At 64.0% G+C, this 15,388-nt stretch carries 16 protein-coding genes; 12 read left to right on the forward strand and 4 right to left on the reverse strand.

Translation table 11 applies throughout. The features are described from left to right. Window positions 1-24: 24 nt before the first annotated feature. Entirely contained in the window at window positions 25-1,578 is a 1,554-nt protein-coding gene (locus tag AC066Y_RS19560) for a winged helix-turn-helix domain-containing tetratricopeptide repeat protein (protein WP_478275305.1), read from the reverse strand. 162 nt (window positions 1,579-1,740) lie between these two features. Between AC066Y_RS19560 and AC066Y_RS19565 the strand changes: the two genes are divergently transcribed. From AC066Y_RS19565 to AC066Y_RS19580, 4 genes are all read left to right on the forward strand, one after another. Beyond that, window positions 1,741-2,781: an alpha/beta fold hydrolase gene (locus AC066Y_RS19565; RefSeq protein ID WP_478275306.1), complete on the forward strand. Its 1,041-nt coding sequence runs from the start codon at window positions 1,741-1,743 to the stop codon at window positions 2,779-2,781. Window positions 2,782-2,800: 19 nt separating this feature from the next. Continuing rightward, window positions 2,801-3,310 carry a cytochrome P460 family protein gene (locus AC066Y_RS19570; protein ID WP_478275307.1) on the forward strand — a complete coding sequence of 170 codons (510 nt, stop codon included), beginning with the start codon at window positions 2,801-2,803 and terminating at the stop codon, window positions 3,308-3,310. Between the two features lie 98 nt (window positions 3,311-3,408). Next, complete coding sequence (locus tag AC066Y_RS19575) at window positions 3,409-3,777, forward strand: ArsC family reductase (RefSeq protein ID WP_143201626.1); 369 nt, start codon at window positions 3,409-3,411, stop codon at window positions 3,775-3,777. Window positions 3,778-4,212: 435 nt separating this feature from the next. Next, complete coding sequence (locus tag AC066Y_RS19580; protein ID WP_478275308.1) at window positions 4,213-5,181, forward strand: c-type cytochrome; 969 nt, start codon at window positions 4,213-4,215, stop codon at window positions 5,179-5,181. Between the two features lie 277 nt (window positions 5,182-5,458). Here the strand turns inward: AC066Y_RS19580 and AC066Y_RS19585 are convergent, their stop codons facing one another. Together AC066Y_RS19585 and AC066Y_RS19590 are read right to left on the reverse strand one after the other, a co-directional pair. Beyond that, window positions 5,459-6,076: a hypothetical protein gene (locus tag AC066Y_RS19585; RefSeq protein WP_478275309.1), complete on the reverse strand. Its 618-nt coding sequence runs from the start codon at window positions 6,074-6,076 to the stop codon at window positions 5,459-5,461. 3 nt (window positions 6,077-6,079) lie between these two features. Further along, entirely contained in the window at window positions 6,080-6,220 is a 141-nt protein-coding gene (locus AC066Y_RS19590; protein WP_478275310.1) for a hypothetical protein, read from the reverse strand. 326 nt (window positions 6,221-6,546) lie between these two features. Here AC066Y_RS19590 and AC066Y_RS19595 point away from each other — a divergent pair, with 326 nt between their 5' ends. The 7 genes from AC066Y_RS19595 (at window position 6,547) to AC066Y_RS19625 (ending at window position 13,007) form a co-directional block, all read left to right on the forward strand. Beyond that, window positions 6,547-7,302 carry an ABC transporter ATP-binding protein gene (locus tag AC066Y_RS19595; protein ID WP_478275311.1) on the forward strand — a complete coding sequence of 252 codons (756 nt, stop codon included), beginning with the start codon at window positions 6,547-6,549 and terminating at the stop codon, window positions 7,300-7,302. Then, window positions 7,295-8,038, forward strand: a complete 744-nt coding sequence (locus AC066Y_RS19600; protein ID WP_478275312.1) for an ABC transporter ATP-binding protein — start codon at window positions 7,295-7,297, stop codon at window positions 8,036-8,038. Before AC066Y_RS19595 ends, AC066Y_RS19600 begins: the two co-directional genes overlap by 8 nt. 42 nt (window positions 8,039-8,080) lie before the next feature. Next, window positions 8,081-9,301 (forward strand): ABC transporter substrate-binding protein, encoded by a 1,221-nt coding sequence (locus AC066Y_RS19605; protein ID WP_478275313.1) that lies wholly within the window; start codon window positions 8,081-8,083, stop codon window positions 9,299-9,301. A gap of 64 nt (window positions 9,302-9,365) precedes the next feature. Beyond that, window positions 9,366-10,229 carry a branched-chain amino acid ABC transporter permease gene (locus tag AC066Y_RS19610; RefSeq protein ID WP_050406473.1) on the forward strand — a complete coding sequence of 288 codons (864 nt, stop codon included), beginning with the start codon at window positions 9,366-9,368 and terminating at the stop codon, window positions 10,227-10,229. Window position 10,230: 1 nt separating this feature from the next. Then, entirely contained in the window at window positions 10,231-11,199 is a 969-nt protein-coding gene (locus AC066Y_RS19615) for a branched-chain amino acid ABC transporter permease (protein ID WP_478275314.1), read from the forward strand. A gap of 144 nt (window positions 11,200-11,343) precedes the next feature. Beyond that, on the forward strand, window positions 11,344-11,988 hold the full coding sequence (locus AC066Y_RS19620) for a DUF47 domain-containing protein (RefSeq protein WP_478275315.1): 645 nt from the start codon (window positions 11,344-11,346) through the stop codon (window positions 11,986-11,988). Window positions 11,989-12,002: 14 nt separating this feature from the next. After that, the gene (locus AC066Y_RS19625; RefSeq protein ID WP_478275316.1) at window positions 12,003-13,007 is read left to right on the forward strand and encodes an inorganic phosphate transporter; all 1,005 of its coding nucleotides are present in this window, start codon (window positions 12,003-12,005) and stop codon (window positions 13,005-13,007) included. Between the two features lie 58 nt (window positions 13,008-13,065). Here AC066Y_RS19625 and sugE read toward each other — a convergent pair whose 3' ends face one another. After that, a complete protein-coding gene (gene sugE, locus AC066Y_RS19630) occupies window positions 13,066-13,380 on the reverse strand; it encodes a quaternary ammonium compound efflux SMR transporter SugE (protein WP_092113374.1) in 315 nt (104 codons plus the stop codon). Window positions 13,381-13,536: 156 nt separating this feature from the next. On the opposite strand from sugE, the gene AC066Y_RS19635 reads away from it, so the two are divergent. Continuing rightward, window positions 13,537-15,156, forward strand: coding sequence for a peptide chain release factor 3 (locus AC066Y_RS19635; protein WP_478275317.1), 1,620 nt, complete (start codon window positions 13,537-13,539; stop codon window positions 15,154-15,156). Window positions 15,157-15,388 lie beyond the last annotated feature (232 nt).

The following is a 15,388-nucleotide window of genomic DNA, read 5'->3' on the forward strand; positions in this document are numbered from 1 at the left end:
GATCGTCGCGTCGTCAGAGCGGCGTCAGTCGGGGACGCCGGCCGCCTTGAGGGTTTCACGATAAGTCGCGGACATCGATTGCACCGGGAAGGGAATCCGCGCCAGGAATCCGGAGATCGTGAACTCCGGATCGACCTTGAGCAATTCGCGCGCGATCTGGGTCGCGCGCTCGTTCTCGCCGGTCTTGACCAGCGCGACGATCAAGACGCGGAGTGCCACCGCGAAGCGGCGGTTCTGCGCCAGCGCCCTGTCGGCCCATGTCACCGCTTCGGCAAAGTTTCCGTCGAGCACCGCGCAGATCGCGAGCGCCGCGGAGGCGAACCAGCCGCGCGGGTCGCGCGGGTTGAGTCTTTGCGCGCGCTCGATCATCGTGCGGCCGGCCTGCTGGTTGCCGCGCATCGCCTCGATCCAGCCGCAGAGGACGAGCGCCATCGCCGAGTTCGGGTTGATTGCAAGCGACCGCTCGAACAATTCGCGCGCGGGCTCGATCTCGTCGGCCATGTTCCAGATCGCAAACGCCGCCATCCACAGCACCTGCGGATCGCCGGGCGCAAGCTCGACCGCGCGCCAGGCCTGCGCGACCGCGCGTTCCCGGTAGGAGTCATCAGGCTTCAACCAACCCTGGACATGACGCATGGCGTGGCAATAGGCCGACGCCGCCAGCGCCGGCGCGTAAGCGGGGGCGAGCGCCAGCGCCTGGTCGAGGCAATCGAGCGCGGCTTCCATGCTTGCGGGCGTGAACTCATACCTCAGACTGTACGCGCGCAGCAGCAAATCGTAGGCGTCGAGCCTGTCGGGCGGCGCCGCCCGTACCCGCTCGGCCTCCGCGACCAGCAAGGTCGGCTCGATCGCGCCGACCACGTTCTCGGTGATGCGGTCCTGCAGGTCGAACACGTCGGTCGCCGCACCGTCGAAGCGGTCGGCCCACAGATGCGCGCCGGAGACGGCGTCGATCAACTGGCCGGTGATGCGCAGGCGGTCGCCGCCGCGGCGGACGCTGCCTTCGAGCACGTAGCCGACGCCGAGATCGCGCCCGACCTGGCGGATATCGACCGCCTTGCCCTTATAGGTGAAGGCGGAGTTGCGCGCGATCACGGTGAGGCGGCTGCAGCGCGCCAGCGCGGTGGTGATGTCCTCGGCGATCCCGTCGGCGAAGTAATCCTGCTCCGGGTCGCCGCTCATATTGGTGAAGGGCAGCACCGCGATCGACGGACCCTCGCTCGGCCGCGGCGGGACGGCCTTGTCCGCGACCGGATGATCGGGCGCGCTGTCCTCCCTGACATCGCCGACAAAGCGCAGGCCCTTGCGGGGCAGGGTGCGGATCAGCCGCTGCTCCTCGCCATTGTCGCCGATCGCGGTCCGCGCCGCATTGACCCGGCTGCTCAGCGTTGCCTCGGAGACGATCCGCCCGTGCCAGACCGCCGCCAGCACCTCGTCGCGGCTGACCACGCGGTCGCGGGCGCGGATCAGGAACTCGAGCAGGTCGAAGACCTGCGGCTCGACGGCCACCAGGGCACCGCCGCGGCGCAGCTCCCGGCGCCCGGAATCGAGGGTCAAGTCGTTGAAATGGTAAGTCAAATTCGATGATCCGGCGGCCGGCGGCTGAATGCGGGGCGGAACCTAGCACAGGCGGCGTGGGGCCAAAATCACGACGGTCTGAAGGACAAATCCACGTCCTCTGAAAGCGGACTGGGGCGGTCTCTGCAATATTCAATCCGACACCAGACGCAGGAGATCGCCATGTCCCAATCCATCAATCAGCAACGCCGCCGCTTCCTTGGCATCGCCGGCGGGATCCTCGCCGTTTCCAGGCTCGGCTTCATCGGATCGGCCGAGGCCCAGTCCAAGCCGGTGTTATCAGCGGTCAAGGCCGGTAGCCACACCACGATCGGTTCGGTCAAGCAGATCAATGCCGGCGTGCTCGATACCGGTTATGTCGAAATGGGCCCGGCGTCGGGTCCGGCAGTGATCCTCCTGCACGGCTGGCCGTACGATATCCACAGCTACGCCGATGTCGCGCCGGCGCTGGCCGAAGCCGGCTATCGCGTGATCGTGCCGCATCTGCGCGGCTACGGCACCACGCGCTTCCTCGCCAGCGATACCATGCGCAGCGGCCAGCCGGTCGCGGTCGCCGCCGACATCATCGCGCTGATGGACGCGTTGAAGATCGAGAAGGCCGTGCTCGGCGGCTACGACTGGGGCGCGCGCACCGCCAACATCATGGCGGTGCTCTGGCCCGAGCGCTGCAAGGCCATGGTGTCGGTCAGCGGCTATCTGATCGGCAGCCAGGCGGCCGGCAAGGTGCCGCTGCCGCCGAAGGCCGAGCTGCAATGGTGGTACCAGTTCTATTTCGCGACCGAGCGCGGCCGCGAGGGCTATGCCAAGAACCGGCACGATTTTAATAAGCTGATCTGGCAGCTCGCCTCGCCACAGTGGAAGTTCGACGACGCCACCTACGACCGCAGCGCCACGGCGTTCGAGAATCCCGATCATGTCGATATCGTGATTCACAATTACCGCTGGCGGCTTGGTCTCGCCGAAGGCGAGGCGAAGTACGACGCGTTCGAGAAGACGCTGGCCCAGGCGCCCGCGATCGCGATCCCGACCATCACGATGGAGGGCGATGCCAATGGCGCGCCGCATCCGGAGCCCGCGGCCTATGCCAAGAAGTTCTCCGGACATTACGAGCATCGGACCCTGACCGGCGGCATCGGCCACAATCTGCCGCAGGAAGCGCCGCAGGCTTTCACCCAGGCCATCATCGACATCAGCAAGGCCTGAGCGAGCGCGGACAGGGATCATGAGACAGGTTGTGAGATGGGCAGCTGCCGCGATCGCTGCAGCCTGCATCAGCGCCTCATTGCCGTTTGCCGTCGGCCATGCCGATGATGCGGCGCTGGCATCGCCGATCTTCGGCGTGAAAATTCCCGAGGGTTATCGCGACTGGAAGCTGATCGCGGTCGGCGAGGAGACCGGGCTCGACGAATTGCGCAGCGTGCTTGGCAATGCGACCGCCGTGAAGGCCTATCAGGACGGTGCCGCGCGATTCCCCGACGGCACCGTGCTGGTGAAGCTCGCCTGGAAGCGCAAGCCGGTCGCGGGCCTCAACGGCGCGTTCATTACGGGACCGGCGACCACCGTCCAGGTGATGGTCAAGGACTCCGCCAGATATGCCTCGACCGGCGGTTGGGGTTTTGGCCGCTTCATCGACGGCAAGCCAGTCGATGCCGCCCAGCACGAGACGTGTTTCGCCTGCCACGAGGCCCATGCCAGCGATCACGATTTCGTCTTCACGCGCTACGCGCATTGAACGCCAGCAATATCGGTGTGGAGACCTGATAGCTCCGATCTGGCGCTGTGATGGCTGCAAGGCTAGTTTCCCGCAGCAATCGCATGCGGGGAACGGCCTTGACCATCACCATCTACGGCATCAAGAACTGCGACACCATGAAGAAGGCGCGCAGCTGGCTCGACGATCACGGCGTCGCCTATGACTTCCACGACTACAAGACCGCCGGGATCGCCAAGGACAAGCTCAAGCAGTGGAGCGAGGAGGTCGGCTGGGAGACGCTGCTCAACCGCGCCGGCACCACCTTCAAGAAGCTGCCCGATGCCGACAAGGAAGGTTTGAACGAGCGCAAGGCGCTGGCGCTGATGGCCGAGCAGCCCTCGATGATCAAGCGTCCGGTGCTCGACCTCGGGCCGAAGCGCGTCGTCGGCTTCAAGCCGGACATCTACGCCAAGGAAGTGCCGGCCAAGGCGCGGAAGAAGGGCTGACGCGTTCCGCGCGAACCCTGGTTTGGAAGTTTGAATCACAGGAGTACGGCCAAACAGGAGACTTCTGGTTCGGCCGCGTTGGGCTCGTACGGACAGAAGCGGACATCCACCTGCTGACACTCCCTGACCAATCCGTCGAAAATGACCCAACTCAGACATACTTGGTGTCGTGCTTGACCGAATAGCGGGTAGTAAACGGTACCGACTTTCGCGTCATGAATGACCTTGGTCGCGTCGAACCCAGCGGGGCTTCACGGCAACGCCGAGATCAAACGTCGCGGCTGAATGGCTTCGGCGGGGCACACGCGGCGGCCCGGGTTTGCTTGGGCGGCTTCAGTTATTTTGAGTTCGTTGACAGTCGCGGGCACTTGCCCGGAGTTCACGGGTGAGGCAAGCTCCCCGTAGCTGCCGGCTCGGACACTCGGGGAACTGAAAATGAGGATTGTTCCCGCGCTGCTCTCGTCTGTGATCGTTTGTGGCTTGCTCGCGATACGGATGGCAACCGCCGCAGACGGTCCTCCCGGTTGGGCCTATACGCCGAACAATCCCGACTACAAGCCTCCCGTCGATGACGGAAAGCCAGTTCGCGTGCCAGACAGCACGGCCGGCTATACCTGGAGCCAGTTGCGTGATCGTTTCATTGCGCCGGTTTGGCATCCCAGCGACCACGGCGCGCTGCCGGACATCGTTGCGAACGGCCGCAAACCCGGCGTGTTCGCATGCGGATATTGTCACCGTGCCACCGGGCCTGGTGGTCCGGAAAACGCGGACCTTGCAGGGCTGCCGAAGAGCTACATCATCCAGCAGATGGCCGACTACAAGAGCGGGGCGCGTGGTACAACCCTCCCCGGGCGAATTCCGCCAAAGCTAATGATCGAGCTTTCTAAGCCGATCACTGACGCCGAAATCGAAGCCGCGGCAACCTACTTTTCGGCCTTGCAGCCGCGCAAACGCATCAAGGTGGTCGAGAGCGACACCGCGCCAAAGACCTATGTGGCGGGTCTGCTTTGGGCTGCGGTGGAAACCGGCGAGCGCGAGCCGATCGGAGCGCGGATCGTGGAGGTCCCCGACGATCTGCTCCGCTTCGAAAGCCGCGACCCTCGATCGACCTTCACAGCGTATGCACCAATCGGGAGCCTCGCCAAAGGCGAGGCGCTAGTCATGAAAGGTGGATCGGGCAAAACGATCCAATGCGCGTTGTGCCATGGCGCGGACCTGAAAGGGCTTGGACCGCTGCCAAGCATTGCTGGTCGCTCACCGAGCTACATGTTCCGGCAGCTCTATGACTTCCAGCATGGCGTTCGAACGGGAGAATGGAGCCCGTTAATGGCCCAAGTTGTAGCCAATCTCGACGAGCAGGACCTTCTCGCGATTGTAGCGTACCTCGCATCTCGCGATCCGTGAGCGGGCACGAAACCGCGCCGCGCCATCACCGGGACAAGGTCATGCTCAGGAGCGTCGGGCCCAACTCCTGAATGTGCTTTGAGTAGGCATAGGAGGCGCCGGCTGTAGGCGAGCCTGAGGCTCGTGTCGCATCGCTCTCTTCATAGAAGGGCGTATGAGGTCCGGTTCTGGCCCTTTGCTGACATACACTTCGGGATCGTCGATGTCTGCTTTTGAGGGCAACTCGGACATCGCATCCCGCGCACGTGCGTACCGGATTCATGATGGGGTACACGCCCTAGATCAGCTCGGCTGAATCCTGGCTCGCCGGATGATCTGCGGGCACGAACCTGCGGTCGATCGCGGCGCGAACCGTGACGACAGGCACCGCCTTCGCCTTGACGCCCATCAGATTGTGCAGCCGAAATCCGCCCTCGATGCTGATCGCCTTGTACGAGCCGATGATGTGCTCCACCGTGTCGCCGCGTCCGAACGGCAGCAGCAGCCGTTCATAGGACACGTCCTTGCCGTCGGCGTCGGTGACTTCCGCCACCGTATAGGTCGGACGCTTGCGCGCGAGGCACGCGCGATACGAGCGGACGACGCCGGCATAGCGCTCCGGGCCGATCGCATCATCGAGATAGCGGTTGGTGCGCAGTCGCGGCTCGACATGCTCGTTGCCATAGGCCGTCGTCAGCCGCGTGCCTTCCTGCGTGATCAGGAAGCGTGCGGCGTCACCGCTGCCGACCACGTCAAAGCCCATCATGTCGGCGCGCTCGTCGGCGGTGCCGTCGGTGTGGAAATCGCACAGCAAGGGAAGGGCGTCCGGCGAGCGCAGCGCGCGCAGCCAGGCGTTCAGCAGCACCCGCTGCGTGATCGATTTGACCACCGATGGATCGGCGCTCCTGAATGGCATGGGCTAGCCTAGGTCAAGCAACTGCGGCGGCCGTGCCGCAGCGTCGCGGGCATAAAGCCGCAGCCACGTGTTGAGGAAATCACGTTGCCGGATCGACTTGACGACCGAGGAATTGGCGCTCTCGAAATGCAAGGCGGTAGCCATTCATCATTCAATGGCCAAAGCTTCGGCGAGAGGCGGAAATATTCTATGAAAAGGAAAGATCGGAGCAAAACACCCTTAACGGCGGCTTTCCGAGGCGCAAAGCGCGCTCGAAGGCCATTCGACTAAGGATCAACCGGAACCGGTCGCGCGAATACTGCACTGCACAGCTTTCCACCTTGCGTAACCGCCGCAGATGACGGCATATTCCGGCCCGGAGGCGACAGGCCCCCGGACGGTTTCCAAGACGTACGGACAACCTGTCGAACACGAAAAAGCTGGCCACGCGGGCGACGGGCTTCGCGGCGATGGCGTATGGGGGAATCTATTTGGCCGATGAGTTCATTCTCGAAACCAGCGGATTGACCAAGGAATTCGCGGGTTTCTTTGCCGTTCGCGACGTTGCGCTGAAGGTGCGTCGCGGCAGTATCCATGCGTTGATCGGGCCGAACGGCGCCGGCAAGACGACCTGTTTCAATCTGCTCACCAAATTCCTGAAGCCGACGGGCGGGCAGATTCGCTACAAGGGCCAGGACATCACCGCGATGCCGCCGGCCGACGTGGCGCGGCTCGGGCTGGTCCGTTCGTTCCAGATCTCGGCGGTATTTCCGCATATGACGGCGCTCGAAAACGTCCGCGTGGCGCTGCAGCGCCAGCACGGTTCGTCATTCGATTTCTGGCGCTCGAAGACCGTGCTCGACCGCTTCAATGCGCGCGCCCATGAACTGCTGAACGACGTCGGCTTGAGCGAATTCGCCAACACCCCGGCGGTCGAGATGCCGTACGGCCGCAAGCGCGCACTCGAAATTGCAACGACGCTCGCGCTCGACCCCGAGATGATGCTGCTCGACGAACCGATGGCTGGCATGGGCCACGAGGACATCGACAAGATCGCGGCGCTGATCAAGCGGATCTCCGCGAAGTACACCATCCTGATGGTCGAACATAACCTCTCGGTGGTCGCCAACCTCTCCGACATCATCACCGTGCTGACGCGCGGGCAGGTGCTGGCGGAGGGCAACTACGCCGACCTCTCCAAGGACGAGCGCGTGAAGGAAGCCTATCTGGGAGCGGGGCATGGCTGAGGCAAAACTGGCGGAGAGGCCCGTGACTGCGGCCGGCGCCGAGGTGCTGACGGTCAGCGATCTGCAGGCCTGGTACGGCGAATCCCACATTCTTCACGGCATCAATTTCAACGTGAAGGCCGGCGAGGTGGTGACGCTGCTCGGCCGCAACGGCGCCGGCAAGACCACGACGTTGAAGTCGGTCATGGGCGTCATCGGCAAGCGCACCGGCTCGATCCGTTTCGACAACAAGGAGATCATCCGCGCCACGTCGGACAAGATTGCGCGGCTCGGCATCGCATTCTGTCCCGAAGAGCGCGGCATCTTCGCCAGCCTCGACGTGCGCGAGAACTTGCTGCTGCCGCCGGTGGTGCGCCCGGGCGGCCTGCCGCTCGACCAGATCTTCACGCTGTTTCCCAACCTGAAGGAGCGGCTCAACAGCCAGGGCACCAAGCTGTCGGGCGGCGAGCAGCAGATGCTGGCGATTGCGCGCATCCTGCGCACCGGCGCGCGCTTCCTGATGCTGGACGAGCCGACCGAAGGCCTGGCGCCGGTCATCATTCAGCAGATCGGGCACACCATTGCGCGGCTGAAGTCGGAGGGATTCACCATCCTGCTGGTCGAACAGAATTTCCGCTTCGCCTCGACCGTTGCCGACCGCTACTACATCGTCGAGCACGGCAAGGTGATCGACGGCTTCGCCAATTCGGAGCTGTCGGCCAACATGGACAAGCTGCATACCTATCTCGGCGTGTGAAATCGCCGGACCCAGAAAATTTAAGAACTGAGGGAATACGCCATGAGGAATACGATTTCAGCGCTTCTGCTCGGCACCGCGATGGTGCTCTCCGTCGCGGGCGTCGCCTCCGCTGACGACAAGACAGTCAAGATCGGCGTGTTGTCGGATCAGTCCGGCCTCTATGCCGACCTCGCCGGCCCCGGCTCGACGCTGGCGGCGCAGATGGCGATCGAAGATTCCGGCCTCAAGGCCAAGGGCTGGACCATCGACCTGATCTCCGGCGATCACCAGAACAAGCCCGATATCGGCACCACCATCGCGCGCCAGTGGTTCGACGTCGACAAGGTCGACACCATCGTCGACGTGCCGAATTCCGGCGTCGCGCTCGCGGTCAACAACGTCGTCAAGGAGAAGAACGGCGTCTACATCAATTCGGGCGCCGCGACTTCGGATCTCTCCAACGCGCAGTGCACGCCGAACACGGTGCACTGGACCTACGATACCTACATGCTGGCGCACGCCACCGGCCAGGCGCTGGTGAAGGCGGGCGGGGACACCTGGTTCTTCCTGACCGCGGACTACGCGTTCGGCGCGGCGCTGGAGCGCGACACCACCGCCGTCGTCCTCGCCAACGGCGGCAAGGTGGTCGGCGGCGTCAAGCACCCGCTCAACACCGCGGACTTCTCCTCGTTCCTGCTGCAGGCACAGGCCTCCAAGGCCAAGATCATCGGTCTCGCCAATGCCGGCGGCGATACCACCAACTCGATCAAGCAGGCGGCCGAGTTCGGCATCGTCAAGGGCGGCCAGAAGCTCGCGGCGCTGCTGCTGTTCCTCACCGACGTCAAGGCGATCGGGCTCGAGACCGCGCAAGGCCTCAACTTCACCGAGACGTTCTACTGGGACCTCAACGACAACACCCGTGCGTTCTCGAAGCGCTTCTCGGAGAAGATGAAGAGCGGCGCTCCCCCGACCATGGTGCAGGCCGGCGTCTATGCGGGCCTCACGCATTACTTCAAGGCGCTGGAAGCGCTCGGCGGCAATCCGCATGACGGCGCCAAGGTGGTCGCGAAGATGAAGACCATCCCGACCGACGATCCGCTGTTCGGCAAGGGCGAGGTCGAGGCCAACGGCCGCGTCACCCACGACGCCTATCTGTTCGAGGTGAAGAAGCCCTCGGAGTCCAAGGGGCCGTGGGACTTCTACAAGCTGGTCGGCACCGTGCCGGGCAACCAGGCCTTCACGCCGCTCGACAAGAGCACCTGTGCGCTTTTGAAGAAGTGACGATCATGCCCGCCGGCCATGGGCGTGGCCGGCGGGCTTCATCTATCCAGCGAAAGCTCATTCGATGCAGGCTCTCTACGCACAGCTTCTGGTGGGACTGATCAACGGCTCGTTCTACGCGCTGCTCAGTCTGGGGCTCGCCGTCATCTTCGGCATGCTCAACATCATCAATTTCGCGCATGGCGCACTCTACATGATGGGCGCCTTCGTGGCGTATTTCCTGCTCAATCTGGGCGGCATCAACTACTGGTGGGCGCTGCTCATCGCACCTGTCATCGTCGGCATCTTCGGCATGATCCTCGAGCGGACCATGCTGCAATGGCTCGCTGGCCTCGACCACCTCTACGGACTGCTGCTGACGTTCGGCATCGCGCTGATCGTGCAGGGCGTGTTCCAGAACTATTTCGGCTCGTCGGGCCTGCCTTATTCGATCCCGGATCAGCTCAAGGGCGGCGTCAATCTCGGCTTCATGTTCTTACCTATCTATCGCGGCTGGGTCGTGATCTTCTCGCTGGTGGTGTGCCTTGCCACCTGGTTCCTGATCGAGAAGACGCAGCTCGGCGCTTACTTGCGCGCGGCCACCGAGAACCCGACGCTGGTGCGGGCCTTCGGCATCAACGTGCCGCGCATGATCACGCTGACCTACGGGCTCGGCGTCGGTCTCGCCGCGCTCGCCGGCGTGCTGTCGGCGCCGATCAACCAGGTCCGCCCGCTGATGGGCGCCGATCTCATCATCGTGGTGTTCGCGGTGGTCGTGATCGGCGGCATGGGCTCGATCATGGGCTCGATCATCACCGGCTTCGCGCTCGGCGTGATCGAGGGACTGACCAAGTATTTTTATCCCGAGGCCTCCAACACCGTGGTGTTTGTCCTGATGGTGGTGGTGTTGCTGGTGAAGCCAACGGGACTGACGGGACGGGCGGCCTGATATGTCAGCATTGACCGACGATACACTTCCGATGACACCGCGCGCGATGCGCGACGAGATGATCGTGTTCGCCGTGATGGCGGTGCTGCTCGCAGTGGTGCCGTTCACGGGGATCTATCCCTTCTTCGTGATGCAGGCGCTGTGCTTTGCGCTGCTCGCCTGCGCCTTCAACCTCTTGATCGGCTATGGCGGCCTGCTGTCGTTCGGCCACGCCATGTTCCTCGGCACCGCGGGCTACGTCTCGGCGCATGCGCTGAAGGTGTGGGGGCTGCCGCCGGAGCTCGGCATCGTGGCTGGCACCGCCGCGGCGGCCTTGCTCGGCCTCGTCACCGGCTTCATCTCGATCCGCCGCCAGGGCATCTACTTCTCGATGATCACGCTGGCGCTGTCGCAGCTGCTCTATTTCATCTATCTGCAGGCGCCGTTCACCCACGGTGAAGACGGCATCCAGGGCATCCCGCAGGGGCACCTGTTCGGGATCTTCGACCTGTCGAAGCCGACGGTGCTCTACTACGTCGTGCTGGTCGGATTCCTCGGCGGCTTCCTGCTGATCTACCGCACCATCAATTCGCCGTTCGGCGAGGTGCTGAAGTCGATCCGCGAGAACGAGCCGCGCGCGATCTCGCTCGGCTACAAGACCGACCAGTACAAGATGCTGGCCTACATCCTGTCGGGCACGCTGGCGGGCTTTGCCGGCTCGCTGAAGGTGTTCGTGGCGCAGAACGCCTCGCTCACCGACGTGCACTGGTCGATGTCCGGCGAAATCGTGCTGATGACGCTGGTCGGCGGTCTCGGTACCATCTTCGGCCCGGTGGTCGGGGCATTCGTGATCATCGCTATGCAGCAATATCTCGCCGGTTTCGGCCAGTGGGTGACGGTGATCCAGGGCGTGATCTTCGTGGCCTGCGTGCTGCTGTTCCGGCGCGGCCTGGTTGGTGAGCTGGCCCACCTGCTGCGGCGCTCGCTGTAGGGCAGGGCATCCGATCATCTGACGACTTAGCGGTGGACGACCGCCCGTTCGGGCGGTCGTTACAGGTATTTTCCCAGCCAGATGCTCTATGACAGTTCTGTGACAGTCGCTAAAAGGGCTGTCCCGGAATGATGGAATTGAGACATGCTGCGCTGGTTTCGCGCCTTTCTGCCCAAGGAAGAGCGATTTTTCGACCTGTTCGCCCGCCACGCCCAGACCTCCGTGCAGTGCTCGCTGGCGCTGCAGGACATGCTGAAGGGCGGCGAGGAGACCCCCGTCTTCTGCCAGCGCGTCAACCAGTTCGAGAATGATGCCGATAGCGTCACCCGCGAGGTCCTGACTGCGGTTCGCCGTACCTTCATCACCCCGTTCGACCGCGGCGACATCAAGAACCTGATCACCGCGATGGATGACGCGGTCGACCAGATGCAGTCCACCGCAAAGGCGGTGATGCTGTTCGAGGTGCGGGAGTTCGAGCCCCCGATGCGCGAGATCGGTACCCTGATCGTCGAATCCGCCAATCTCGTCGTTCGCGCGCTGCCTCTGTTGCAGGCGATCGGCCAGAACGTCTCGATGCTGACCCAGATCACCGAGGAGCTGACCAAGCTCGAGGGCCGGGTCGACGATCTCCATGATATCGGGCTCAAGGAATTGTTCCTGAAGCACCGCGACGCCAACGCGATGGACTTCATCGTCGGCGCGGAGATCTACGATCACCTCGAGAAGGTGGCCGACCGCTTCGACGACGTCGCCAACGAGATCAACTCGATCGTGATTGAACAGGTTTAGGGCAGGGACATCACGTGGACGCCACGCTGGGTCTTCCGGTCCTGACCATCCTGATTGCGGTCGCGCTGCTGTTCGATTTCCTGAACGGCCTGCACGATGCCGCGAACTCGATTGCGACCATCGTCTCGACCCGCGTGCTGCGGCCGCAATATGCGGTGTTCTGGGCGGCGTTCTTCAACTTTGTCGCCTTCGCGGTGTTCGGCCTGCACGTCGCCAACACGATCGGTACCGGGATCATCGAGCCGTCGGTGGTGGACGCGACCGTGATCTTCGCGGCGCTGGTCGGCGCGATCGCCTGGAACGTGATCACCTGGGCGCTGGGCATTCCCTCGTCGAGCTCGCACGCGCTGATCGGCGGCCTGGTCGGCGCCGGCATGGCGAAGGCGGGCATTTCGGCGGCGGTGTGGAGCGGGCTCACCAAGACCTTGCTCGCCATCGTGCTGTCGCCGCTGGTCGGCTTCCTGCTGGCGCTGGTGCTGGTTGCGATCGTGTCCTGGCTCTCGGTGCGTTCGACGCCGTTCGCGGTCGATCGCGCCTTCCGGATCCTGCAATTCGCCTCGGCATCGCTCTATTCGCTCGGCCATGGCGGCAACGACGCGCAGAAGACCATGGGCATCATCGCCGTGCTGCTCTACTCGCAGGGCCATCTCGGCGACAAGTTCGAGATTCCGTTCTGGGTCGTGCTGGCCTGCCAGAGCGCGATGGCGCTGGGCACCCTGATGGGCGGCTGGCGGATCGTCCGCACCATGGGGCTGCGGATCACCAAGCTGACGCCGATGCAGGGCTTCTGCGCCGAGACCGGCGGCGCCGCGACGCTGTTCATCGCGACCTATCTCGGGGTTCCCGTGTCGACCACCCACACCATCACCGGCGCCATCGTCGGCGTCGGCGCGGCACGGCGGCTGTCCGCCGTGCGCTGGAACGTGGCAAGCTCGATCGTCTACGCCTGGGTGATCACGATCCCGGCCTCGGCCGCGATCGCAGCCGCGACCTATTGGGCGGTGCAGGTTCTGAAGTAGCGTTTTCGAGCGAAGTGGAAGCCGGTTCGCGTCAAGAAAACGCATCCAAAACGAGCAATCAACCGACCAGCTTCAGCCCGACGATGCCGGACACGATCAGCCCGATGCTGGCAAGCCGCATCGCGGTCGCGGGCTCGCCGAGCAGGATGATGCCGAGCGCCGCGGTGCCGACCGCGCCGATCCCGGTCCAGACCGCATAGGCGGTTCCAATCGGCAGCGTCTTCAGCGCGATGCCGAGCAGGATGACGCTGCCGGCCATCGCCGCGAGCGTCAGCACCGACGGCACCAGCCGCGAAAAACCCTCGGTATATTTCAGCCCGATCGCCCAGCCGATCTCGAGCAGGCCTGCGGTGAACAGAATGGCCCAAGCCATAACGAACCCTCCGGATAGAGCAGGGTCGTCCCCGCGGATGGTATGGTGAGGAGAAGGTCGTCCTTCCGTTCCCTATATGTGGGTGGTCCGGCCATCCCGCATTGCGACAAAACGCCCTTGATTGCGCCCGTTTTCCCTGCCAAACGCTGCCCCGCCATGTCTGATACCGCTGTTTCAACCGAATCGCCGTCCCGCTCGCCGCTTTCAGAGGAAGTGGCGCGACGGCGCACCTTTGCGATCATCTCGCACCCGGACGCCGGCAAGACCACGCTGACGGAAAAGCTGCTGCTGTTCGGCGGCGCCATCAACCTCGCGGGCCAGGTCAAGGCCAAGGGCGAGCGGCGCAACACGCGCTCGGACTGGATGAAGATCGAGCGGGAGCGCGGCATCTCGGTCGTCACCTCGGTGATGACCTTCGAGTTCAACGACCTCGTGTTCAACCTCTTGGACACGCCGGGCCACGAAGACTTCTCGGAAGATACCTATCGCACGCTGACCGCGGTCGACTCCGCGGTGATGGTGATCGACGCCGCCAAAGGCATCGAGGCGCGCACGCGAAAACTGTTCGAGGTGTGCCGCCTGCGCGACATCCCGATCATCACCTTCATCAACAAGATGGACCGCGAGAGCCGCGACACTTTCGAGCTCCTCGACGAGATCGAGAAGACGCTGGCGCTCGACACCACGCCGATGACCTGGCCGGTTGGCCGCGGCCGCGACTTCCTCGGCACCTATGACGTCGTCAATGGCGGCGTGCGGCTGCTTGAGGGCGGCGGCGCCAAGACCGGCGCGACCGAGCAGATCGACATCGCCGATCTCGGCAAGCGCAACCCCAATCTCGACGTCGCCGAGGTCAGGGACGAACTCGCGCTGGCCTCGGAAGCCTGCAAGCCGTTCGACCTCGCGGCCTTCCGCGAAGGGCATCTGACGCCGGTCTATTTCGGCAGCGCGCTGCGCAATTTCGGCGTCGGCGACTTGCTGGAGGGCCTCGGCAAGTTCGCGCCGGCGCCGCGCGCGCAGGATTCCGATCTGCGCAAGGTCGAGGCGGCCGAGCCGCGCATGAGCGCGTTCGTGTTCAAGATCCAGGCCAACATGGATCCGAACCACCGCGACCGCATCGCGTTCGCGCGGCTGTGCTCCGGAAAACTCAGCCGCGGCATGAAGGCCAAGCTGGTGCGCACCGGCAAGAACATGAGCCTGTCGAGCCCGCAATTCTTCTTCGCCCAGGACCGCTCGGTGGCGGACGAGGCCTTTGCCGGCGACGTCGTCGGCATCCCCAACCACGGCACCCTGCGGATCGGCGACACCCTGACCGAGGGCGAGGATCTGACCTTCGTCGGCGTGCCGAGCTTCGCGCCGGAAATCGTCCGCCGCGTCCGCCTGACCGATGCGATGAAGGCGAAGAAGCTGAAGGAAGCGTTGCAGCAGATGTCGGAGGAGGGCGTCGTGCAGGTGTTCCGCCCGCGTGACGGCGCCCCCGCGCTGGTCGGCGTGGTCGGTCCGCTGCAGCTCGACGTGCTGAAGGCGCGGCTCGATGCCGAATATTCGCTGCCGGTCGAGTTCGAGATCTCCGAGTTCTCGCTGGCGCGCTGGATCTCGTCCGATGACCGCAAGAAGTTAGAGGCCTTCATCGCCGCCAACAATTCCGGCATCGCCGACGACGTCGACGGCGATCCGGTGTTCATGGCCAAGAACGAGTTCTATCTCGGCTACACCCGCGAGCGCGCCGAAGGCATCACCTTCTCCAACGTCAAGGACGTGAAGAAGAAGGCGTAAGGCCGCATATTCGCTGTCGTCCCCCGGCTCGACCGGGGGACCCAGTACGCCGCGGCCCATCGGTCAATCACAGCCGCCTCTGGAATACTGGATCGCCCGGTCGAGTGTTTAGACCGGACAGATCACTGACAGGTGTTCGGAGACATAGCTGACACGTCAAAATTGGCTGGATTGGTCGATTCGGGAGGCCGTCCATGCCGTGGAGCGAGGTGTCAGTGATGGATCAGCGACG

The organism is Bradyrhizobium sp. USDA3010 (assembly GCF_056429065.1).